The organism is Acuticoccus kalidii, assembly GCF_021556395.1.
Taxonomy (GTDB): domain Bacteria; phylum Pseudomonadota; class Alphaproteobacteria; order Rhizobiales; family Amorphaceae; genus Acuticoccus; species Acuticoccus kalidii.
The window spans coordinates 284,898-306,927 of the sequence record NZ_JAKGCS010000036.1; the positions used below are offsets into that span (position 1 = coordinate 284,898).

Below are 22,030 nucleotides of genomic sequence, written 5' to 3' on the forward strand. Positions count from 1 at the left end.
CCTCGATGAATCGCAGGGGCCGGACGCCCGTCAGGCCGAGATCGTCGGAACGTCGATCCAGCGGCGCTCGCGCCAGCTTTCGAGGCCGAGCTTGGCGAGCTGCACGCCCTTCACGCCCTCGATCAGGTCGTATTTCCACGGCGCGTCCTCGACCACGTGGCGGATGAAATCCTCCCACTGCACGCGGAAACCGTTCGGGTAGGGCTCCGTGTCGGGGACCTCGGCCCAGGTGTCGAAGAAGTCGATCGACTGGGGGATGTCCGGATTCCAGGTCGGCTTCGGCGTGTTCGCCCGGTGCTGGGTCACGCATTTGGTGAGACCGGCGACCGCCGAACCCTCGGTTCCGTCGACCTGGAAGGTCACGAGATCGTCGCGGCGGACGCGCACGGTCCAGGAGGAGTTGATGTGCGCGATCACCCCGCCTTCGAGCTCGAAGGTGGCGTAGGCCGCGTCGTCGGCATCGGCCTTGTAGGGCTTGCCGTTCTCGTCCCATCGCTCGGGAATGTGGGTCGCGCCGAGGCAGGAGACCGACTTCACGTTGCCGAACAGATTGTCGAGCACATAGCGCCAGTGGCACAGCATATCGAGGATGATGCCGCCACCGTCGGCCTCGCGATAATTCCAGGAGGGGCGCTGCGCGGGGATCCAATCACCCTCGAACACCCAATAGCCGAACTCGCCGCGCACCGAGAGAATGCGGCCAAAGAAGCCGGCATCGATGAGGCGCTTCAACTTGCGCAGTCCCGGCAGGAACAGCTTGTCCTGCACGACGCCGTTCTTGACGCCCTTTTCCTTGGCGAGGCGGGCGACGGCGAGGGCGGTCTCGATATCGTCCGAGATCGGCTTTTCGCAATAGACGTGCTTGCCCGCGTGGATCGCCTTTTCGAGGAGGCTGCACCGCATCAACGTGGTGCCGGCATCGAAAAAGACGGTGTCCTCGTCGTTGGCGAGCGCCTCGTCGAGATCGGTCGTCCAGTGCTCGACGCCATGGGCGGCGGCGAGGCTCGCGATCTTTTCGGCGTTGCGGCCGACGAGGATCGGATCGGGCATGACCCGAGAGCCGTCGGACAGAACGACGCCGCCATCGGCGCGGATCGCGGCGATCGAGCGAATGAGATGCTGGTTCATGCCCATGCGTCCGGTGACGCCATGCATGATGATGCCAAGCCGTTTTGCTTGCGGTGCTTTTTGTGCGCCGCCGGCCACTCGCGGTTGCTCGGTCAAGTCACCCTCCCATTCCAAGCGAGCCGTTCTTGTGACGGCTTAAGTAACCACGCGGTTACTCCTGACAAAATCAACCTTCGATGTCAAGAGGGTCATGGGCGAAGATAGTCCATGATGACGCTCGCGATGTGCTCGCGCCGGGTCTCGAGGGCCTCCGGGGTGGCGAGATTCCGGCCGAAAATGGTCGAAAGGGTCGGGTTGTTGGCCATGTAGAAAAAGCCGAGCGCGGCGATCGAGATGTAGAGCTGCACCGGGTCGACATCCTCACGGAAGACGCCGTCGGCGGCGCCGCGCTTCAGGAGCTCGGCGAGGGTGCCGACCAGCGGGGAGTGCATCTCCTGGATCTGCTCCGAGCGCTTCAAATGCCGCGCATGAAGCATGTTCTCGGTGTTGAGCAGGGTAAGGAATTCCGGGTTCTTCACGAAATAGTCGAAGGTGAAGAGAACGAGCCGGCGGACCGCCTCGGGCGGTGCGAGATGGGCAAGGCACAACTCGCTCTCGGCCGAACGGATCCGGGCATAGGTCTCTTCGAGGACGGCGAGGAAGAGACCCTCCTTGTTGCCGTAATAATGGTAGATCATCCGCTTGTTGATCGCGGCGCGCGCGGCCACCTCGTTGACGCTCGCGCCGCCGAATCCGTGGGCGGTGAATTCCGCCGTGGCGGCTGCGAGGATCGCGGCGCGGGAGCGCTCCGCGTCACGCTGGGCGGGCCGAGACTTGGCTTTGGCTTGTCGGACGGGTGCGTGCAAGGTTCGGCCCTTTCAGCGGGTTTATCCTTGGTTGGCGTGTTCTTGGCGGTGCGTCAAATCTGAAGCGGCCGCGGCGCGCCGTTCGCCGGGCTGGCGGGGAATGGCGGTCCGCCCCATCTAGCCTTGAGGCTCAAAGGTTCGCCGCGATGTTCGACAATCCTGCGTTCGACGGTCACGAGGAAGTCGTCTTCTCCTTCGACGACGCGACCGGCCTCAAGGCGATCGTCGCCATTCATAACACGCGGCGCGGAGCGGCGCTCGGCGGGTGCCGGGTCTGGCCCTACGCGACGAGCGAGGAGGCGCTGACGGATGTCCTGCGCCTGTCGCGCGGCATGACCTACAAGGCCGCGATGGCCGATCTGCCGCTCGGCGGCGGCAAGAGCGTGATGATCGTCGCCGAACGCGGGGCGAAGACGCCCGCCATGTTCGAGGCGCTCGGCGAACTCGTCGACGGGCTCGACGGTCGCTATGTCGTCGCCGAGGACGTCGGCTCCTCGCCGGCCGATATGTCGTGCGTCCGGCGCGCGACGCGGCACGTCACCGGCGTCCTCCCGGAGGATGGCGGCGTCGGCGATCCGTCGCCGACCACGGCCTATGGCGGCTTCATCGCGGTGCGGGCGACGGCACGCGCGGCGCTGAAGCGCGAGGGGCTCTCCGGGGTGCATGTCGCGGTGCAGGGGCTCGGCAATGTCGGCTATGGGCTCGCGCGGCATCTGGCGGAGGCCGGCGCGCGCCTCACCGTCGCCGATATCAGCCCCGACCGCGTGGCGAAGGCGGAGGCCGAGCTCGGCGCCACCTCGGTCCCGCCCGAGGAGATCGCGTTCGTCGAGGCGGACATCTTCTCCCCCAATGCGCTGGGGGCCGGCCTCAATGGCGAGACGATCCCCCGCCTCGCGGTCGCCGCCATCGCGGGATGCGCCAACAATCAGCTCGCGACCGAGGCGGACGGCGCGGCGCTGAAGGCGCGCGGCATCCTCTATGCGCCCGATTATGTCGGCAATGCGGGGGGCGTCATCAAAATGTGCGGCGAATATTTCGGCTGGTCGGACCGCGAGGTCATGCGCCGGGTCGAGAGGATCGGCGCCCAGCTCGGCGCGATTTTCGCCGAAGCGGCGGCGACCGGGGAGCCGACGGACCGTGTGGCCGACCGGATCGCCCGCTCGCGCTTCATGCCGGCCTGAGGGCGGCGCTCCGCGTCAGGACGCCTTCAGCCTCTTTGCCATGACGACGCGCTCTTCGATCTGGTAGCCGAGCGCTTCGTAGAAGGCGGCGACGGCGGCGTTCTCGGTCCGGATCATCAGATTGAGCTTCGGAACGCCGCGCTCGGCGAGCCAGTCCTCGGCCGCGGCCATGATCGCGCGCCCGTGGCCCTGGCGTCCGAACTCCGGGTCGACCGCCACGTAATAGACGACGCCGCGATGGCCGTCATGACCGACCATCACCGAGGCGACGAGACGATCGCCCCGATGGCCGAGCAACACGGTCGACATGGGGCTCGCGAGGGCAAAGCGCAGATCCGCGAGCGGATCGTTCCAGGGACGCGTGAGGTTGCAACGCTGCCAAAGCGCGATCACGGCATCGATCGTCGCCGCGTCCGCGACCTCACCCGGCGCCGACACGATCGGCGCGATGCGAAGGGCCGATGCCGGCCGCAAGGTCTCCGTCATATCCGTTCCGTCCGATCAGCCGCCGAAGAGGCGGCGGAAAAAGCCTTCGTTGCTCCGCGCCGGGGCGGGGCGGATCCAGTCCCGACCGTCGCGCGCGGAGGCGACCGGCGGGCTCTGGACCATTTGCTGGTTTCCGTCCTGGACCACCCAAGGCTCGTCGACAGGCATCTCGTCGCTGGATTCGAGCGGGGCCGGGATCGCTTCGAGACCCGGAAGATCGGCCGGCATCATGCCCTCATGGACCTTCGTCATGAGCTGCTTCCACAGCTCGGCCGGAAGATTGCCGCCGGTGACCTTCTTGGTCGGAGAATTGTCGTCGTTGCCGAGCCAGACACCGGCGGTGAAGAAGGCCGTGTAGCCGACGAACCAGGCATCGCGCCAGTTCTGGCTGGTGCCGGTTTTGCCGGCGGCGGGCCAACCGAATTGCGCCCGCTGCCCGGTGCCCGACGTGATGACCTGGGACAGCATCGCGTTCATCTGCCCCATGTCCTGGAGCGAGGCGACCTGCTGCGCGCCGCCGCCGGGGCGCTGATAGAGGAGCTGCCCGTCGAGCGTCTTGATCCGCCGGACGATGTGCGGAACGACGCCCACCCCGCCATTGGAGAACGGCACATAGGCGGTGGTCAGCTCGAGAAGCGTCACCTCCGACGTGCCGAGTGCGATCGAGGCGTTGGCTTCGAGCGGCGAGCGGATGCCAAGCCGTTCGGCGACCGCGGCGACGGCCTGCGGGCCGACTTCGTTGGTGAGCTGCGCCGCGATCGTGTTCAGCGAGTGGGAGAGGGCATAGGTGAGGGAGACCGGGCCCTTATAGTTGCGGCTGTAATTCTGCGGGCTCCAATTGCCGATCTGCGTCGGCTGGTCGATCCGCATCGTCTGTGGCGTCAATCCGTGTTCGAGCGCCGCGAGATAGACGAAGGGCTTGAACGAGGAGCCCGGCTGACGGGCTGCCGCTACGGCCCGGTTATACTGGCTGTCGCCATATTGCCGGCCGCCGACGAGCGCCTTCACCGCGCCGCCGCCATCGAGCACGACGACCGCGCCCTGATGGACGTTCTTCGCCTCGCCTTCCTTCTCCAGCATGTCCTGGAGGGCGTCCTGGGCGAGGTCCTGAAGCTCGAGATTGACGGTCGTCTCGACGATGATGTCCTCGGTCAGCGATCCGACGAACTCGGGCAGCACCTCGGCCACCCAGTCGGCGACATAGCCGCCCGAGGTCGCGACGTCCGGCGCGCGCAGCGTCGCGGGGTTGTCGCGCGCATAGGTGGCTTCCTCGGCGGTGATGAAGCCGGCCTCTTGCATCGAATTGAGGACGGTCGACGCGCGGGCGTTCGCGCGGGTGAGATTGTTGGTCGGCGCGTAGTAGGAGGGCGCCTTCAGGAGACCCGCGATGAGCGCGGCCTCCGGCAGGGTCAGCTCCTCCGCCCCCTTCGAGAAATAGCGCCGCGCCGCGCCGTCGATGCCGGTCGCGCCGGCGCCGAGATAGACGCGGTTGAGATACATCTCGAGGATCTCGTCCTTGTCGTACTGCATCTCGAGCCAGACGGAGAAGATCATCTCCTGGATCTTGCGCTCGAGGGTACGGGACGGGTCGAGGAAGAGGTTTTTCGCGAGCTGCTGGGTCAGCGTCGAGCCGCCCTGCTGCAGGCGACCCGAAGTGAGGTTCGTCACCATCGCGCGGGTGAGGCCGATCGGGTCGACGCCGGGATGGCTGTAAAAGCGCCGGTCTTCGATCGCGATGACGGCTTGCGGCACATAGGGCGGAAGGTCGGCGAGATGGACCGCGCGGCCGCCGGTGTCGCCTCGGTTCGCGATGAGATCACCGCCTTCGGACAGGATCGCGACGTTGGGCGGACGCTCCGGCACGGCCCATTCGGCGCGCGGCGGCAAGGTCGCGGCGAAGTAGGCGATGACGGCGCCGACTGCGACGAGGCCCAGAAGCGAGAGCGTGACGCCCATGCGGAAGGCGAAGCGGAAGAAGCTGAAGCGCCGACGCGGCCGCGCCGCGCCGCTGGCGCGCTTGGGTCGCCGGCCGTTGCCGCCGCTGCGCGAGCCGCCACCGCCGCCTTTGCCGCCACCGCTGCCGCGGCTGGTGCTGGCTGTGGCGCGAGTTCCCTCGGGCGCGCGCTTGCGCGGCGCGGCGCGCTCGGCGCCTGCCGTGTCGGAGCGGGGGGAGGCGCTCCGTGAAGGCGCCTTTCCTGTGGATTGAGATGGGGCTTTGGCGCGCGGCTCGGCCTGCGTCCGCCCCTCTGCCGGGGCCTTGCGGGGCGCGCGTTTGACCGTCTCGGCCTCGGGCGCTGCGGCGCGCGGCCGCGTCGTGCGGGGGCGGGGCTCTTCGGCGGGACGTTCGGTCTGTTTCGGGCGGGCCGTGCGCTGCGGCGCTGGATCGCGGGCCTCGCGCGACGGGGCATTCAAACTCGGCTCGCGACGTGAGCGGCCATTGCGGTCCGGCGACATATCGAGCCGTCCGCTCTCTCGCTTGGTTGGGGCCAAAACGCACCTCCATGGGCCACTACGCGCCCGACTGCGCATCCGTTAACACGGACGACGCTCGAAGTGGACCTTGATCGTCGCCGATCCTGTCCGCATGGTCCGCACTCGACAGCAGGAGCCTTCCGATGACCGAACCTCGCGCACCCGGACCGGGGGACACCGTCTTTCTCGTGGATGGCTCTTCGTTCGTATTTCGCGCCTACTTCCAGTCAATGAACCAGGATAGGAAGTACAATTTTCGCGCCGACGGGCTACCGACCGGCGCAGTGCGACTGTTCTGCAACAAAGTGTATCAATTCATTAAGGATGGTGCGGCGGATCTCCACCCCACGCACCTTGCGATCATCTTCGACAAGTCGGAACAGTCCTTCCGCAATGAACTCTATGCCGACTACAAGGCGAACCGCTCCGCCCCGCCGGACGACCTCGTTCCGCAATTCCCCCTGATGCGCGCGGCGGTCGAGGCGTTCGGCCTCGTTCCGATCGAAAAAGGCGGCTACGAGGCGGACGACATCATCGCCACCTATGCGCGGCAGGCGGCCGCAGCGGGGGCCGACGTGATGATCGTCTCGGCCGACAAGGATCTGATGCAGCTCATCGACGAGCGCGTGTCGATGTACGACCCCGCCTCCGGCGAAGGGCGGCGCGGCGCGCAGGGGAAGATGGGCGTGCGTCCCGAACGGCGCATCGGCGTCGACGAGGTGGTCGAATATTTCGGCGTGACGCCGGACAAGGTGGTCGACGTCCAGGCGCTGATCGGCGATTCCACCGACAATGTGCCCGGCGTGCCCGGTATCGGCAAAAAGACCGCCGCCCAGCTCATCGAGGAGTTCGGCGATCTCGATACGCTCCTCGCCAAGGCCGACACGATCAAGCAGAACAAGCGGCGCGAGAATCTCATCGAGTTCGCCGACCAGGCGCGCCTTTCGCGCACCCTCGTCACCCTCGACGATCAGGTCGAGGTCGAGGATCCGCTCGAAACGCTGGTGATGAAGCCGATCGACCCGAAGCCGCTGATCGCCTTCTTCAAGGCGCTCGATTTCGGCACGCTCACCCGGCGCGTTGCCGAGGACACCGGCGTCGACCACGGGGCGATCGAGCCGGATCCGCGCTATCTGCGCATGAGCCCGTCCGGCGATGTCGCGCTCGAGGACGACCCGGCGATCGCGGCCGAGGACTCCGGCCCCGCGAGCCCCGAGAGCCTCGCGGCCCGGATGGAGCACGAGGCCCTCGGCGCGGCCTTCGATCTCGACAAATACGAGACGATCACCACCGAAGCGCGCCTCTTGGAATGGCTGGACGCTGCCACAAAGACCGGCGTTCTCGGCCTCGCCGTACGGCTCGGCGGGCCGGCGGTGATGCGTGACGACATCGTCGGCATCGCCATCGCGACGGGGGCGGGCCATGCGGCCTATATCCCGCTCGCCCATTCGGCGACCGACCTCATGACCGCGAACGAGGTGATGGATCCCGAGGTGGCCGAGCGCCTGTTGCGGGGGCCGCTCCTCGATCGCGGGATCATCAAGGTGTCCGCGTCCATGAAGCGGGACTATCTGGCGCTCCGCCGGATCGGTCTCGACGTCGCCCCGATGGACGATACCGGCCTCCTCTCCTACGCCGGCGACGCGGGGGCGGGGCTCCACGATTTTCACGGCCTCGCGAAGCGCTTTTTCAACCACACGCCGCTCGACGATCGGGATGTGATGGGAAGCGGGCGCAATCGCGTCACCTTCGGCGAGGTCTCGCTCGATGCGGCGACGCGCCATGCGGCGGAGGAGGCGGACATCGCGGTGCGGCTCGCGCCGGTCCTGCGCCAGCGGCTGATCGCGAAGAAGGTCATGCGGGTCTATCAGACGCTCGAGCGACCGCTCCTTCCGGTGCTCGCGCGGATGGAGGAGGCGGGCGTCGTCGTCGACCGCGACGTGCTGTCCCGCATGTCCGGCGATTTCAGCCAGACGCTCGCCCGCATCGAGGACGAGATTTACGAGCAGGCCGGCGAACGGTTCAATATCGGCTCGACGAAGCAGCTCTCCGACATCCTCTTTGGTAAGCTCGGCCTGCCGGGCGGCAAGAAGACGAAGACCGGCGCCTGGTCGACCGGGGCGCAGGTGCTCGAAGAGCTCGCCGCCGCCGGCCACCCGCTGCCGGTGAAGCTTCTCGAATGGCGCCAGATCTCCAAGCTGAAGTCGACCTATACCGACGCCCTTCAGGAGGAGATCAACCCGCGCACCGGCCGCGTGCACACCACCTTCGCGATGGCCTCCACGACGACGGGGCGCCTCTCCTCGACCGATCCGAACCTGCAAAACATCCCGATCCGCACCGAAGAGGGGCGCAAGATCCGCACCGCCTTCGTCGCGGCGCCCGGAACGCGGCTCATCGCTGCCGACTATGGGCAGATCGAGCTGCGCGTGCTCGCTCACATCGCCGACATTCCGCAGCTCCGCCAGGCCTTCGCCGACGGGCTCGACATTCACGCGATGACGGCGTCCGAGATGTTCGGCGTTCCGGTGGAGGGCATGGACCCAGCCGTTCGCCGCCGCGCGAAGGCGATCAATTTCGGCATCATCTACGGCATTTCCGCCTTCGGCCTTGCGAACCAGCTCTCGATCCCGAACAGCGAGGCGAGCGCCTACATCAAGCGCTATTTCGAACGCTTTCCCGGCATCCGCGACTATATGGACGCGACGAAGACGTTCGTGCGCGCCCACGGCTATGTCGAGACCCTCTTCGGTCGCCGCGCCCACTATCCCGAGATCGGCACGAACAACCCCTCGCTGCGCGCCTTCTATGAGCGCGCCGCGATCAATGCGCCGATCCAGGGTTCGGCGGCGGACATCATCCGCCGCGCCATGGTGCGCATCGAGCCGGCGCTCGCCGAGGCGGGGCTTGCGACGAAGATGCTCCTCCAGGTCCACGACGAACTCCTCTTCGAGGCGCCGGAGGCGGAGGCGGACCGTGCGATCGAGATCATCCGCACCGTGATGGAGGGCGCGGCCGAGCCGGCGGTGAAGCTCGCCGTGCCGCTCGAAGTCGACGCGCGGGCCGGGGCGAGCTGGGCGGAGGCGCACTAGGCGCGCCTCCCTCCGCAGCGTCGCGGTTGGCCGGCATGGGTCGCGTCGCGGGTGGCTGCGTGGGCGGTGTTTCGCCCTCCGCGCGGACCGTCAGCGGCGCGTCACCTTCACCTTTTGCGCTGCGCCGACGACGGTGACGACGAGCACGGCGAAGACGATGAGGTGCGGCTCGAGCGCCTCGCCGCCGATCAGATAGGCGATCAGGATCGTGATGAAGGGCTGGAGGAGTTGGATCTGCCCGACCTTGGCGATGCCGCCGATCGCCATCGCCCGGTTCCAGAAATAGAACCCCACGAACACCGAGAACACCGCGAGATAGCCGAGCGCGATCCAGACCGATGGCGTCGTCGGCCACACGTCCGGCCGCGTCGCATACGAGGCGAGGCCGGTGAAGGGGAGGGTGAAGATCAGGGTCCACGCCATCACCGTCCACCCCGGCATCCGGCGCGCGAGCTTGCCCGACAGCGCGTAGCCGAACGCGGCGAAGGCCGCGCCGATGAGGAGATAGGTGTCGCCCCATTGGAGCGACCATCCGGCGTCCGAGAGCGAGAAGACGAGCACGATCGCCCCGCCGAGCACGCCGAGCAGCCAGAAGAGCAGCCCCGGCCGCTCACCGCCGACGATCGCCGCGGCAATGGTCGTCGCGATCGGCAGGATGGCGAGGACGACGCTGCCATGGCTCGCCGGAACGTGCACCATCGCAAGGCCCAGAAAGATCGGAAAGCCGGCGATCAGGCACACCGAGATCATCGCGAATTGCGGCAGATCGCGACGCGCGGGCAGCGGGCTGCGCGTCACCATCACGACGAGGAGGGCGACGAGGCCCGCACCGAAGGCGCGCCCGGCCGAGATGAAGCCCGGACCGAACCCGTCGAGCGCGATCCGTGTCGCGGGGAGCGTTCCGGCGAACATCGACATGCCGATGAAGCCGAGAATGAGGGCGACGACGCCCTCCGGCAAAAGCGGCCGCGCCGGTTCGTCCGCGAGGGCGCGCGGATCGCCGGTGCGAGTCATCCCGCCGACCGCGTGAGTCGGCGCGAGAGGTTCGCCGATCCGGGGCGGATCGGCATGTTGCGGAGGAGGCGGGACATGGTTCGGTGGGTCAGCCGTTCAGGATTGCGAGGATCGGCTCCAGCAGGCGTTTATCGCCGACGGCCACGGCCTCGCCGCCATAGGCCGACGGAAGCGTCGGTCCGATGCGGTTGCCCGACCAGTCCGTCAGCGAGCCGCCGGCCCGCTCGATGATCGGCACGAAGGGGGCGATATCGAACGGCTTGAGCCCCCGTTCGACCACGACGTCGATATGTCCTGCTGCGAGCATGGCGTAAGCATAGCAGTCGGTCCCGAAGCGCACCATCCGGCAAGCGTCGGCGAGCGTCTCGAAGCGGGCGCGGGAGGCGGGGTCGAAATCACGCGGGCTCGTGCTGGCGAGGATCGCCTGATCGATGGTCGGGCATTCCCGCGTCGCGATCGGCCGGGTGCGGCCGGACGCGTCGGCATGGAAGGCGCCTTCGGGGGAGGCGAAGAAGCGATCGCCGACGAAGGGTTGGCTCATCATGCCGGTGTGCGGCCCGTCGGCCTCCGCGATCGCGACGAGGACGCCCCAGGTCGGAAGCCCGGTCATAAAGCCGCGCGTGCCGTCGATCGGATCGATGATCCAGGTCCGGCCCGTGGTGCCGGCGCGGTCGTCCTGCTCCTCGCCGAGGATCGCATCGTCCGGCGCGGCCTCCTCAAGGACGCGGCGCATCGCGGTCTCGGCCGCCTTGTCGGCGATCGTGACCGGATCGAACCCCTCGGCGGCCTTGTTCTCGATCGATGGAAGCTGCCGAAAATGCGGCAGAATCGCTTCGGCGGCGGTATCGGCGAGCCTGTGAAGGAGCGCGATGTCGTTTTTGAGCATGTGCATAGGAGGCATGTCGAATGAGATACGTCAATTGTTAGGCGTGGTGTCCGTGGGGCATCCGCGCAAACGCCCGGAATTCCTTGAATAAATTCGAAAGACGCGTTTCACCCGCCGATTCAATAACCACAATTGCCGCACTTGAGGGCAGTTTTCTCGATTGAACGCGAAAGAAGCATCTTGACGATTGTGCACCGCGGACGCATTTGTTGCAGCGCGGGACGGCGGTTGTCGTCCTGCTGCCCTCCTTGGGCGTTTCCTCCCTAGACTTCAGGCCGCTCTTCGGAGCGGCCTTTTTTTTTATTCCGCGGCGATCGCCCAGGGCGGGTCGAGGTGGATGGTGTCGAACCACTCGACGAGCCGCCCGCACACGCCGAGGAGTTCAGCCCGCAGCGTCGCGAAGCCGGGCGCCCGCGTATAGCGCTGCTCGTCCATATAGAGCGCGCGGTTGATCTCGATCTGGATGGCGTGGACGAGTGGCGGGCGGCCATAGGACTCGGTGATGAAGCCGCCGGCATAGGGCCGGTTGCGGCCGACGACGAAGCCGCGCTGGCGCAGGAGCCTGGCGAACTCGTCGGTGAGGTGGGGCGAGCAGCTCGTGCCGAAACGGTCGCCGAGGATGATGTCGGGCTTGGCGGAGAGCTTTTCCTCGACGGCCCGCACGGCGCCGGACGGCATCGAGTGGCAATCCATCAGGACGCAGGTGCCGAAGGCCGCGATCGTCGCCTCGATCTCGGCGCTCAAGGCCGCGTGGTAGGGGCGATAATAGGTTTCGATGCGCCGCTCGGCCTCGGCCGCGGGGAGGGGGCGGGCGTAGATCTCCTGCCGCTCGCCGACGATCTTCGCGATCACGCCGAGGCCACCGGCGACGCGCGGGGTGTCGACGAGGCCCTCGGTGGTGAGCGGGCCGTCGAACATGGCCGGGTCGAGTTCGCCGGCCTCACGGTTGAGATCGACATAGGCGCGGGGAAAATGCGCCCGCATCAACGGCGCGCCGAGATCGACGACACCGTCGAACAGCTCGTCGACGAAGGTATCCTCCGATCGGCGCAGGGTCATCCGGTCGAGCTTTGTGCGTCGCAACAAATCTTTGGGGTAGGTCGTGCCGCTGTGTGGTGCGTTGAAGACGAATGGCGCGGTTCGCTTTGCCGGCGCCAGCACCTCGAAGGCCGATGCATCTGCGAAATCGTCGACGATCCTCATTGGCCTCCCTCGGCGAGCACGGGTGTGCTCCGGCGCGTGTTACATATAGCGTTCGACAAAAGTCTCATCGATTTTGTTCGATCGGGTAATCGCTTCGTAAGCGTGACCCTTGACTGCAGTTTTACAGGACTGTCGCCACAATCCCCCTCGTTGGTCCAGGAAACAAGGGGCGCGGGGTCGAACCCTCGCGTATGAACTGTGCGTATCCTGCTCGCGGAAGACGATGAAGACATGCGGCGCTTCCTCCAGCGTGCCCTCGAACGGGCAGGCTATGAAGTGACGCCGGTGGGGGACGGCGAGGCGGCGTACGAGCGTCTGCGCGAAGAGCCGTTCTCCCTGCTTCTCACCGATATTGTTATGCCCGAGATGAATGGGATCGAGCTTGCGAAGAAGGCGACGCGGCTCGACCCGGATCTCGCGGTCATGTTCATCACCGGATTCGCCGCCGTCGCGCTCGACGGAGAGCACGGCGCGCCGCGCGGGGCGAAGGTGCTGTCGAAGCCGTTTCACCTGCGCGAACTCGTCCGCGAGGTCGGTCGGATGTTGGAATATGCGTGAGAGTTCACAAGGGCGCTTGCCGAGCGCGATCGAGCCCGCTATAGGGTGCCCTCGCTGATGCACTTTTGGGCGGTTAGCTCAGCGGGAGAGCGCTGCCTTGACACGGCAGAGGTCACTGGTTCAATCCCAGTACCGCCCACCACCAAAATCAAGCATCTAGCGACCATCTAGGAAGCGGACGAGACACCGGAATTTGGGACTAGTCCCAAATTCTATCGCTTAATCCCATGTATGTATCGCAGCGACTCAAGTCCGAGTCGCATGAGCCCGGACGGCTTCTCGTCGCCCGCGGCCTCTGGAATTCTGTATCCAGTGTCCCTGCCAATGACGGGCTCTGAGGGCCTAGGAATTGGTGGCGTTCCGCGTCGTTCGCTAATCGCGAATTCTCACTGTTGCCGCGAATAGAACCATCGCGCTTCGCAACAGATGAAAGTGTCCCCCCAGCTCGATTTCATCGCCCGCCGACTCGGTGCGGTCGCCATGCTCTTCCGTAGGGCGGCGGCCCACGCCGATCTTCGGCGCCCGTCGCGGTCTCGATAGCCCGGCGCGAACGTTGCACCGCAAAGGGGCATGAACGCCCGCAATCTGCGCATCCATTGGCGACAATTGGAGCATGAATCGCCTGTCGCTGCCGTTGATGTGCATAGTTAAACATATAGAGTATTAGGACGAAACAGCGCGATTTCAGCCGCTTCTATTGAAGCGGTGGTGGGCGGTTCTCCCATCGCGCGACGCGGCGAAATGCGAAGGGGTGGCGGTTATGGCGACGAGGCTCGGGTTTCCACCTCTCGATTCCTATGTGGACGCTGCCTCCGCCCCGTCGTTCGATGTCGTCGCTTACATGGAGGAGTGCCTCCAGCGGATCGCCGCCGTCGACCCGGCGCTGAAGGCGTTCGTCGTCACCGATCCCCGCAGGGCGCGCGACGCCGCCGCTGCCAGCGCGGAGCGCCGCCGGGCCGGCGCGGCGCTGTCGCCGATCGACGGAATGCCCGTCGCGGTGAAGGACATCATCGACACCGCCGATTTTCCGACCGAGATGCTGAGCCCGATCATGGCGGGGAACCGGCCGCGCTTCGATGCGGCGTCGGTCGCGGCGCTCCGCCGGGCGGGTGCGATCGTCGTCGGCAAAACGGTGACCACAGAGTTCGCCTGCGGACGCTCCGGCGACACCGTCAATCCTCACGATCCGGACCGCACGCCGGGTGGCTCCTCGTCCGGCTCGGCGGCGGCGGTGGGGGCGGGGCTCATTCCCGCCGCGCTCGGCACGCAGACCCGCGCCTCGACGATCCGCCCCGCCTCCTTTTGCGGCGCCTATGGCTTCAAGCCGAGCTTCGGGGCGCTCGATCTCGGCGGCACGCATCCGGTCTGCGCGAGCCTCGATCATCTCGGCGTCATCGCCGGGTCGCTCACCGATACATGGGTGGTGGCGCGGATCATCGCCGCCGATGCGGGCGGATGCCTCGGCAAGCCGCCAATGGCCGGGCCGCTCGAGCTTCCGGCCGCAACGGCGCCCCGCCGCGTCGCCATCGTCCGCACCCCCGGCTGGGACGAGATCGACGACGCGACGCAGACGGCATTCGATGGCTATGTCGCGCGCCTCGTGGCGGCCGGCGCCGATGTGCGTGATCCGGGGACGGACGTCTCGCTCCGGGCCTTCGAGGTGCTCCTCGACGGCTCCGATCAGCTCGCCCGCGAAATTATCGGCTGCGAGATGGGTTGGCCCTATCGCAGCTATCGCGATGTCGATCCGTCGACGCTCAGCCGCACGGTCCACGACTATCTCGCGATGGGCGACCGGATCGACGAGGCCGGCTATGCCGAGCGTCTCGCTCGCCGCGCCCATATCGCGGGCGCCTTCGAGGCGCTCAGTGCGGAATACGACCTCTTTCTGACCCTTGCGGCGAGCCCCGCGCCCCTCGGCCTCGAACACACCGGCAGCCGCGCGTTCATCACGCCCTGGACGCTCGTCGGCGCGCCGGCCATCAGCCTCCCCCTCCTCACCGTCGACGGGCTCCCCGTCGGCGTGCAGGCGGTCGGGCCCGTCGGCGGCGACGCCGCGCTCGCGGCACGCGCGGGGTGGCTCGAGCGCCGGGCGACATTTCGACAAGAACAAGCGACAGCGGCCTGAGAAAGCGCCGCGCGGAGAGAAGCGTCTGGTGGGCTCCACATCCGCCGTGCGGATCGACCACCCCGAATGAGATCTGGAGCACTCATGTACAGGAAACTGCTACTCAGCATGGCCGGCGCCGCCGCGATGCAGGCCGCCGTCTCGACGGCACACGCCGAGACGCTGCAATTCTACTCCTCGCTGACGACCGATGCGAACACGGCGTTCATGGAGAAGATCCTCGAGAAGTTCCCCGAGACGGACATCGAATGGGTCCGCGCCGGCGGCGTCGGCCTCTTCCAGCGCTTCGTCACCGAGCGCTATGCCGGGGCGGGCAACATCGATCTCCTTCACTTCAGCTACACGCCGGGCTGGTATCTCCTCGCCGATGAGGGCTGGGTGGTCGAAGGTGTCGCCGAAGGTGGCGAGGCGGATGCGTTCGTCGACTTCGCCAAGGACACCGACGCCGATTTCGTGGCGTTGCGCGTGTCGACGCTGCGTGTCGTCTACAACACCGAGAATGTCTCCCCCGAAGAGGTGCCGACCACTTGGGCCGAACTCGTGTCGGACAAGTGGAAGGGCCGGATCGTGATGAACGATCCGTTCGAATCCGCCGGCACCTGGGACTTTTTCTGGGGCTCGGACGATTTCGGCAAGCCGTTCATCGACGGCCTCTTCGCGAACGACATTCTGATGCAGCGCGGCATGGGCGGTCAGGTCGACGCGGTGGTGCGCGGCGAGCGCGATATCGCGCCGGTGTTCGAATATCTCGCGGTCGCCGCGATGGAGCGCGGGGCACCGCTCGCCTTCGCCGATCTCGAGGAAGGCGTGCCGGTGGTCCCCGGACCGTTCGGCATCATCGCCGACGCGCCCAATCCCGAGCTCGCCGAGAAGGTCTTCGAGTACCTCATCTCGCAAGAGGGGCAGACCGTGATGGTCGACAATGTCGGCACTTATTCGGGCCGTCCCGACGTCGCGCCGCCGGCCGACCTGCCGCCGCTCGCCGATCTCAAGGTCATGCAGTCCAACTGGGAGAAGGTCTACCAGGAGCAGGACGAGTATCGCGACTACATGAACGAGAAGATCCGCAGCGCGCGCTGACACGGAGCGCGGCGTGACCCCGCCGGGGTCGCGCCGCCCCGTGTGCACCCGCGGGAGACGGGGCTCGCCCCGACGGCGCGCGGCATAGAGCGCGCCTTTCTCCGCCCTCGGCGAAGGCACATTCCAGGAGCTGCAGTCCCATGATCAGCAAGGCGCTTCGTCGGCGGGTGATTCCGTCGGGCGTGGCATTCCCCGCGTTTCAGAGCCAATCGCTCATCCGTGTCGCGACGATCCTCATTCTCTCGGTCCTCGTCCTTTATCCGCTGTTCTGGATGCTGGTCGGCAGTTTCCAGCCGACGCCGATGCGCATGGAGTTCTCGCTGCGCGCCTATGAGCGTGTCTTCACCTCGCGCTATCTGCCGGAGGTTCTGTGGAACACCGGCGTGATGACGGTCGCGACGACATTCTTCGCGACCCTCCTCGGTGTGCCGCTCGCCTGGATCGTCGCGCGGACCGACACGCCCTTCAAACTCCTCATCAACCTCGTGGCGATGATCCCCTTCATCACCCCGCCGATGCTGGGGGCAATCGCCTGGGCCTATCTCGGCAGTCCGAACAGCGGGTTCATCAACGTCGCATGGTCGGGGCTGACGGGCGCGGAAGAGGCGCTCTTCAATGTCTATTCGATGACCGGCCTCATCGTGGTGATGACGCTCTACCTCACGCCTTACGTGTTCCTGTTCACGTCGATCGCGATGCAGAACATGGATCCGACCTTGGAGAACGCCGCCGCGATCACCGGCGCAGGTCCGCTGCGCACGACCTTCACCATCACGGTCCCGCTCGCGATGCCGGCGATCCTGTCGGGCGCGATCCTCGTTTTCATCCAGTCGCTGGAGATCTTCGCGATTCCGGCCGCCATCGGCTCGCCGGGCGGCATCTACGTGTTCGTCACGCAGATCTATCAGCTCCTTCTCGGCGTTCCCCCGCGCTTTTCCGACGCCGCGGCGCTCTCTTTGCCGCTCCTTCTCATCTGCGCGCTGGCGCTGTGGCTTCAGCTCAAGATCATCGGCAAGGACAAGTCCTATACGACGGTCAGCGGCAAGACCTTCCGGCCCAAGCTGATCACGCTCGGCAAATGGCGCTATGCGGCGCTCGCCTATGCGGGGCTTTATCTGATCCTCGCGGCGGTGCTGCCGTATCTCGTCTTCATCTACGGTTCGGTCATCCGCTCTTCGGGCCTACCGATCACGCTCGACAATCTGACGCTCGACTATGTGATCCGCTTCTTCACCGGCGAGGCGAACCCGCTCATCTGGCGATCGATCCGCAACAGCCTCGTGCTCTCGCTCGGCGGGGCGACGATCGCGGTGATCCTCGCCGCGCTCTGCTCCTATTATTCCTCGCGCGGGAAGGGGCGCTCGAAGGCCTATCTCGACTTCATCTCACTGGTGCCGATCGCGATCCCCGGCGCGGTCATCGCGATCGGGCTGCTGTGGGCCTATATCCGCCCGCCCTTCCAGCTCTACGGGACGCTCTGGATCCTGCTGATCGCCTACACCACGCGTTACATTCCGTTCGGCGTGAAGGCGGTGTCGAGCTCGATCATCCAGATCTCGCCGGATCTCGAGAAGGCGGCGCACATCTGCGGGGCGGGCTGGATCCGTGGCTTCGTAACCGTGCTGGTCCCGCTTTTATTGCCGGGCCTCTTCGCCGGCTGGGTGCTGATGTTCGTCTCGATGATGCGGGAGCTGTCGGCCTCGATCATGCTCTACAGCTCCGGCCGCGAGACGATGGCCGTCGCCCTCTACCTCCTCTGGGACGAGGCATCCTTTCAATACGTGTCGCTCATGGCGCTGACGCTCGTCGCGATCTCGCTGATCTGCATCGGGCTCATGCGACTGGTGGTGAAGGCCGGTAATCCGGCAGGAGTTCACTGATCATGAAAAATGTCGAGATTAACGGCCTCACCAAATTCTATGGTGACGTGAAGGCGGTGGACGATATCTACCTGCGCGTCAATCAGGGCGAGATGATCACGCTGCTCGGCCCGTCCGGTTGTGGCAAGAGCACGACACTCAACATGATTGCCGGCTTCGAGACCTTGGATGCCGGCGAAATCTATGTCGGCGACAACGTAATCTCCAGCCACACGCTGTCGGTGATGCTGCCGCCGCATAAGCGCAATCTGGGGATGGTGTTCCAGTCTTACGGGCTGTGGCCGCACATGACCGTGGCGCAGAATATCGGCTATGGCCTCAAGCTGCGCGGCATTCGCGGGGCGAAGGCGAAGGAGCGGATCGCCGATGCGCTCCGCCTCGTGCGGCTCGAACCTTACGCCAACCGCTATCCGAGCCAGCTCTCCGGCGGTCAGCAGCAGCGCGTCTCCTTCGCCCGCGCCGTCGTCTACAATCCGGACGTCCTCCTCCTCGACGAACCGCTTTCCAATCTCGACGCTACGCTGCGCGAGGAGATGCGCTTCGAGCTGAAGGAGCTGCAGGAGAAGACCGGCCTCACGACGATCTTCGTCACCCACGACCAGATGGAGGCGATGGTGATGAGCGATCGCATCGTGGTGATGCAGGCGGGCAAGATCGTGCAGATCGGCGAGCCGCGCGACATCTATGAGAGCCCGGCCAACCGTTTCGTCGCGAGCTTCATCGGCGTCACCAACTTTGCCGAGGGAGAGGTGCTGTCGCGCTCCGATAGCGGGATGCGCGTCGCCCTCGGCGGCGCCGTTCTCGCCTGCGCGGCGCGGCCCGATATCGCGGTCGGCGAAAAGGCGCTCGTCAGCATCCGCCCGCAGGACTGGTCGGCCGACACGGTGCAGCCTGAGGCGGGGACGCCGAACCTCATCGAGAGCCGGGTCGAGAAGGTCGTCTATCTCGGCGGGAGCTACGAGATCTGGACGGTGACGGCCGGCGCGCGCTTCCGCATCCACCGCTATGGCGAACTCTCGGTGAGCCCCGGCGACACGCTCTATCACTGGGTCGCGCCCGAGCGCGTCCGCATCATCCCGAACTGATTTCGCGCCGACGCGGCAAGGATATTCCGCATGTCTGACATCACCAACGCGGGCCCAGCGCGCCAAGCGCTCGTTCGCCTCGCCCGCTATGACGCGCCCTCAGAGGCGCGCGCCGAGGAGATCTTCACCGAGGTGAAAACCATGGTGGAGGTCAAGGAGGCGACGGCGCTCACCGCCCGCTTTATCGACGAGCCGCTCGACTTCTACTGGATCCAGCGCGAGGCGCGGCGCGCGCGGGGGAAGGGCGCATGAGCGGCGAACTCTGGAGCCTCACGCTCGCCGAGATGAGCGCCGGCCTCGCCGCCGGCACATTCTCGTCGGTCGAGCTCGTCGAGGCGCACGCGGCGCGGATCGAAGCGCACAATCCGGCGCTGAACGCGGTCCTGCGGGTCGATCTCGAAGGGGCGCGCGCTGCCGGGGCGGCCGCCGACGCGCGCCGCGCGAAGGGCACGGCACGCGGCCCGCTCGACGGCATCCCGCTCGCCCACAAAGATATGTTCTGGCGCAAGGGCGCGGCCGTCAGCGGCGGCAGTGCGATCCTTCCGGGGGTGACCGGAGCGGAGACGGCGACCGTCCTCGAACGGCTCGACGCGGCGGGCGCGGTCGAGCTCGCCGCACTCAATCTCGCCGAGTTCGCCGCCGGATCGACCGGCCACAACGAGCATGTCGGCGATGCGTGCAATCCGTGGAACACCGCCTGCGTCACCGGCGGCTCGTCGAGCGGGTCGGCGGCGGCGGTCGCGGCGCGCCTCGTTCCCGCCGCGCTCGGCTCCGACACCGGCGGGTCGATCCGCAATCCGGCGACCTTTTGCGGCGTCTACGGCATCAAGCCGACCAACGGGGCGGTGCCGCGCTCCGGCGCGATGCCCCGCTCGTGGTCACTCGACACGATCGGCCCGCTCGCCCGCACCGCGGCCGACACGGCGGCGGTCTTCGCCGTCATCGCCGGCACGTCCCCGCGCGATGCGAGCACCATCGCCGCGCCCGACCATGGCGCGTATGACGGACGGGTGGTCGCAGAGCGCGCGAAGACGCTGACGATCGGCGTTCCCGAAACGCTGCTCGCACGCGCCGGCGTCGATCCCGACATGGCATCCGGCTTGGAGCAGGCGCGCGGCGTCCTCGCGAGCCTCGGCATTCGCATCAGGGCGGTCGAGCTTCCCGATTTCGACCGTCTCTTCACCCTCGGCGACATGATGCTGAAGGCCGAGACCGCGACCATGCACTCGGCCTGGCTTCGCAAGCGGCCGGAGGATTATGGCCGCACCGCACGCGCCCGGATCGAGGCGGGTATGATGATCCCGGCCGTCCAGTATCTCGAAGCGGCGAGCCTGCGCGGGCGTTGGCTGCAACGCTATCTCGACGAGGTGTATCGCGACGTCGATATCGTGATGTCGCTCGGCCCGGTGATGCCCGCCCCGACCCGCGCCGACACCGACTTTACGTCCACGAGCGCGGTTCCCGAGCTTGCCGCGAGGATCACCAAGCTGAGCCGCCCGGTGAGCTATCTCGGTCTGCCGAGCCTCAACGTTCCGTGCGGCTTTTCCGCGGGGGGGCTGCCGCTCGGCTTCCACCTCATCGGCCGCCCCTTCGCCGAGGCGGACCTCTTCGACATGGCGGCGCTCTATGAGCGGGAGACGGGATGGCCGGCGCAGATGCCGCCGCTCGGCGAAGCCGGCTTGAAGAGCGCGGCATGACGGACGCACCCGAACGCCTGTCCGCGCTCGAGGCCCGCACGGCGATCGATGCGGGCCGCTTGAGCGCGACCGACCTCCTCGAGGCCTGTCTCGAGCGCGCCACGAGCCGGCATAAGACCGTCCGCGCGTTCGTCCATATCGATGCGGAGGGCGCGCGCCGGGCCGCGCGGCGGCTCGATGCCGGGCCCGCCGGCGGGCTCCTGCACGGGCTACCCTTCTGCGTGAAGGACATCGTCGACAGTCACGATCAGCCGACCGCCTATGGCGCGCTCGGCGGCGAGGCAAACGTGCCGCCCTGGGACGGTGCGGCGATCGCGCTCTCCCGCCGGGCCGGCGCCGTCCTTCTCGGCAAGACGACGACAACCGAACTCGTCTACCCACGCCTCAAGACCACCCGTAACCCGTTGCGGCCGACCCATACGCCGGGCGGCTCCTCCTCGGGCTCGGCGGCGGCGGTCGCCGATTGTCAGGTGCCGTTCGGGATCGGGGCGCAGACCTCGGGCTCGTTGCTGCGTCCGGCGGCGTTCTGCGGCATCACCGCGTTGAAGCCGACCTTTCAGCACATCGGCAATGCCGGCGTGCGGACGAACACCGAAGCGTTCGACACGCTGGGGCCGATGGCGCGCACCGTCGCCGATCTCGCCTTGCTGCGCGCCGCGCTGATGGGCATTCCCTATGCGCCGGTCGCCCCCGAGAGCGTCGTCCGGCCGCGCATCGCCATCTGCCGAACGCCCTATTGGGACCGCGCGGAGCCCGCGACGGTGGCGGCGATGGCCCGGGCGCACGATGCGTTCGCGGTGGCGGGCGCGCGCCTCGTGGATTTCGAGCTGCCGGACGAGTTCGCCCGCCTCGAACACGCGCACGCGAGGATCTCGAACTTCGAAAGCGCCCGCAATTACGCGCACGAGGAGGTGCGCGCCCCGGACGCCTTCAGCGCCGACTTCATGACGAAGCGTATGGGCCCCGGCCTCGCGGTGACGATGGCACAGTTCCGCGAGGCGATGCGTCTCGTCATGGGGTGTCGCCGCTGGCTCGACCGGGCCTTCGTGGAGGAGGGGATCGACGCGATCCTCACCCCGAGCGCCGCGGGGGAGGCGCCGGCGGGGCTCACCAACACCGGAACGTTCATCTTCAATCTCATCTGGAGCGACGTTCACACACCGGCCGTCACCGTGCCCGCTGGCGAGGGGGAGGGCGGGCTTCCCGTCGGCGTTCAGCTCGTCGGCCGGATGCACGAGGACGCGCGGCTTCTCGATCTCGCGGCGTGGGCCGAACGCCGATTGGCGGCGCAATGA

General features: G+C 67.0%; 17 protein-coding genes and 1 tRNA gene. 11 read left to right on the top strand and 7 right to left on the bottom strand.

Going from position 1 to position 22,030, the window contains the following annotated elements; translation table 11 throughout:
- Positions 1 to 30: 30 nt before the first annotated feature.
- Complete coding sequence (locus L1787_RS22320) at positions 31 to 1,155, bottom strand: Gfo/Idh/MocA family protein (RefSeq protein WP_235711930.1); 1,125 nt, start codon at positions 1,153 to 1,155, stop codon at positions 31 to 33.
- 161 nt (positions 1,156 to 1,316) lie between these two features.
- Positions 1,317 to 1,973 (bottom strand): TetR/AcrR family transcriptional regulator, encoded by a 657-nt coding sequence (locus L1787_RS22325; RefSeq protein WP_235711320.1) that lies wholly within the window; start codon positions 1,971 to 1,973, stop codon positions 1,317 to 1,319.
- Between the two features lie 146 nt (positions 1,974 to 2,119).
- On the opposite strand from L1787_RS22325, the gene L1787_RS22330 reads away from it, so the two are divergent.
- Complete coding sequence (locus L1787_RS22330) at positions 2,120 to 3,154, top strand: Glu/Leu/Phe/Val dehydrogenase dimerization domain-containing protein (protein WP_235711321.1); 1,035 nt, start codon at positions 2,120 to 2,122, stop codon at positions 3,152 to 3,154.
- A gap of 15 nt (positions 3,155 to 3,169) precedes the next feature.
- Here the strand turns inward: L1787_RS22330 and L1787_RS22335 are convergent, their stop codons facing one another.
- Positions 3,170 to 3,640 (bottom strand): GNAT family acetyltransferase, encoded by a 471-nt coding sequence (locus tag L1787_RS22335; RefSeq protein ID WP_235711322.1) that lies wholly within the window; start codon positions 3,638 to 3,640, stop codon positions 3,170 to 3,172.
- Between the two features lie 15 nt (positions 3,641 to 3,655).
- Entirely contained in the window at positions 3,656 to 6,130 is a 2,475-nt protein-coding gene (locus tag L1787_RS22340; protein ID WP_235711323.1) for a transglycosylase domain-containing protein, read from the bottom strand.
- A 125-nt stretch (positions 6,131 to 6,255) separates the two neighbouring features.
- Here L1787_RS22340 and polA point away from each other — a divergent pair, with 125 nt between their 5' ends.
- Entirely contained in the window at positions 6,256 to 9,204 is a 2,949-nt protein-coding gene (gene polA / locus L1787_RS22345; RefSeq protein WP_235711324.1) for a DNA polymerase I, read from the top strand.
- A gap of 90 nt (positions 9,205 to 9,294) precedes the next feature.
- Here the strand turns inward: polA and L1787_RS22350 are convergent, their stop codons facing one another.
- The 3 genes from L1787_RS22350 to L1787_RS22360 all read right to left on the bottom strand — a co-directional run bounded on the left by L1787_RS22350 (position 9,295) and on the right by L1787_RS22360 (position 12,307).
- Positions 9,295 to 10,218, bottom strand: coding sequence for a DMT family transporter (locus L1787_RS22350; protein WP_235711325.1), 924 nt, complete (start codon positions 10,216 to 10,218; stop codon positions 9,295 to 9,297).
- Between the two features lie 88 nt (positions 10,219 to 10,306).
- On the bottom strand, positions 10,307 to 11,110 hold the full coding sequence (locus L1787_RS22355) for an inositol monophosphatase family protein (protein WP_235711326.1): 804 nt from the start codon (positions 11,108 to 11,110) through the stop codon (positions 10,307 to 10,309).
- A gap of 294 nt (positions 11,111 to 11,404) precedes the next feature.
- Positions 11,405 to 12,307 carry an N-formylglutamate amidohydrolase gene (locus L1787_RS22360; protein WP_235711327.1) on the bottom strand — a complete coding sequence of 301 codons (903 nt, stop codon included), beginning with the start codon at positions 12,305 to 12,307 and terminating at the stop codon, positions 11,405 to 11,407.
- Between the two features lie 198 nt (positions 12,308 to 12,505).
- On the opposite strand from L1787_RS22360, the gene cpdR reads away from it, so the two are divergent.
- The 9 genes from cpdR (at position 12,506) to L1787_RS22405 (ending at position 22,030) form a co-directional block, all read left to right on the top strand.
- Positions 12,506 to 12,865, top strand: coding sequence for a cell cycle two-component system response regulator CpdR (gene cpdR, locus L1787_RS22365; protein WP_369415127.1), 360 nt, complete (start codon positions 12,506 to 12,508; stop codon positions 12,863 to 12,865).
- Positions 12,866 to 12,932: 67 nt separating this feature from the next.
- A tRNA-Val gene (locus tag L1787_RS22370) sits at positions 12,933 to 13,007 on the top strand.
- Positions 13,008 to 13,625: 618 nt separating this feature from the next.
- Positions 13,626 to 14,993: an amidase gene (locus L1787_RS22375; RefSeq protein WP_235711329.1), complete on the top strand. Its 1,368-nt coding sequence runs from the start codon at positions 13,626 to 13,628 to the stop codon at positions 14,991 to 14,993.
- 84 nt (positions 14,994 to 15,077) lie between these two features.
- Positions 15,078 to 16,073 (top strand): ABC transporter substrate-binding protein, encoded by a 996-nt coding sequence (locus L1787_RS22380; RefSeq protein WP_235711330.1) that lies wholly within the window; start codon positions 15,078 to 15,080, stop codon positions 16,071 to 16,073.
- A gap of 140 nt (positions 16,074 to 16,213) precedes the next feature.
- Positions 16,214 to 17,953: an ABC transporter permease gene (locus L1787_RS22385; RefSeq protein ID WP_235711331.1), complete on the top strand. Its 1,740-nt coding sequence runs from the start codon at positions 16,214 to 16,216 to the stop codon at positions 17,951 to 17,953.
- 2 nt (positions 17,954 to 17,955) lie between these two features.
- The gene (locus L1787_RS22390; RefSeq protein ID WP_235711332.1) at positions 17,956 to 19,038 is read left to right on the top strand and encodes an ABC transporter ATP-binding protein; all 1,083 of its coding nucleotides are present in this window, start codon (positions 17,956 to 17,958) and stop codon (positions 19,036 to 19,038) included.
- Positions 19,039 to 19,068: 30 nt separating this feature from the next.
- On the top strand, positions 19,069 to 19,290 hold the full coding sequence (locus L1787_RS22395) for a hypothetical protein (RefSeq protein WP_235711333.1): 222 nt from the start codon (positions 19,069 to 19,071) through the stop codon (positions 19,288 to 19,290).
- Positions 19,287 to 20,735 (top strand): amidase, encoded by a 1,449-nt coding sequence (locus L1787_RS22400; RefSeq protein ID WP_235711334.1) that lies wholly within the window; start codon positions 19,287 to 19,289, stop codon positions 20,733 to 20,735. Before L1787_RS22395 ends, L1787_RS22400 begins: the two co-directional genes overlap by 4 nt.
- Entirely contained in the window at positions 20,732 to 22,030 is a 1,299-nt protein-coding gene (locus L1787_RS22405; RefSeq protein ID WP_235711335.1) for an amidase, read from the top strand. Before L1787_RS22400 ends, L1787_RS22405 begins: the two co-directional genes overlap by 4 nt.

Bases quoted from the DNA above. Each gene is read 5' to 3' on its own strand.
- L1787_RS22320 (WP_235711930.1), bottom strand. From the start codon at position 1,155: ATGCATGGCGTCACCGGACGCATGGGCATGAACCAGCATCTCATTCGC.
- L1787_RS22330 (WP_235711321.1), top strand. From the start codon at position 2,120: ATGTTCGACAATCCTGCGTTCGACGGTCACGAGGAAGTCGTCTTCTCC.
- L1787_RS22335 (WP_235711322.1), bottom strand. From the start codon at position 3,640: ATGACGGAGACCTTGCGGCCGGCATCGGCCCTTCGCATCGCGCCGATC.
- polA (WP_235711324.1), top strand. From the start codon at position 6,256: ATGACCGAACCTCGCGCACCCGGACCGGGGGACACCGTCTTTCTCGTG.
- L1787_RS22350 (WP_235711325.1), bottom strand. From the start codon at position 10,218: ATGACTCGCACCGGCGATCCGCGCGCCCTCGCGGACGAACCGGCGCGG.
- L1787_RS22355 (WP_235711326.1), bottom strand. From the start codon at position 11,110: ATGCACATGCTCAAAAACGACATCGCGCTCCTTCACAGGCTCGCCGAT.
- L1787_RS22360 (WP_235711327.1), bottom strand. From the start codon at position 12,307: ATGAGGATCGTCGACGATTTCGCAGATGCATCGGCCTTCGAGGTGCTG.
- L1787_RS22375 (WP_235711329.1), top strand. From the start codon at position 13,626: ATGGCGACGAGGCTCGGGTTTCCACCTCTCGATTCCTATGTGGACGCT.
- L1787_RS22380 (WP_235711330.1), top strand. From the start codon at position 15,078: ATGTACAGGAAACTGCTACTCAGCATGGCCGGCGCCGCCGCGATGCAG.
- L1787_RS22385 (WP_235711331.1), top strand. From the start codon at position 16,214: ATGATCAGCAAGGCGCTTCGTCGGCGGGTGATTCCGTCGGGCGTGGCA.
- L1787_RS22390 (WP_235711332.1), top strand. From the start codon at position 17,956: ATGAAAAATGTCGAGATTAACGGCCTCACCAAATTCTATGGTGACGTG.
- L1787_RS22395 (WP_235711333.1), top strand. From the start codon at position 19,069: ATGTCTGACATCACCAACGCGGGCCCAGCGCGCCAAGCGCTCGTTCGC.
- L1787_RS22400 (WP_235711334.1), top strand. From the start codon at position 19,287: ATGAGCGGCGAACTCTGGAGCCTCACGCTCGCCGAGATGAGCGCCGGC.
- L1787_RS22405 (WP_235711335.1), top strand. From the start codon at position 20,732: ATGACGGACGCACCCGAACGCCTGTCCGCGCTCGAGGCCCGCACGGCG.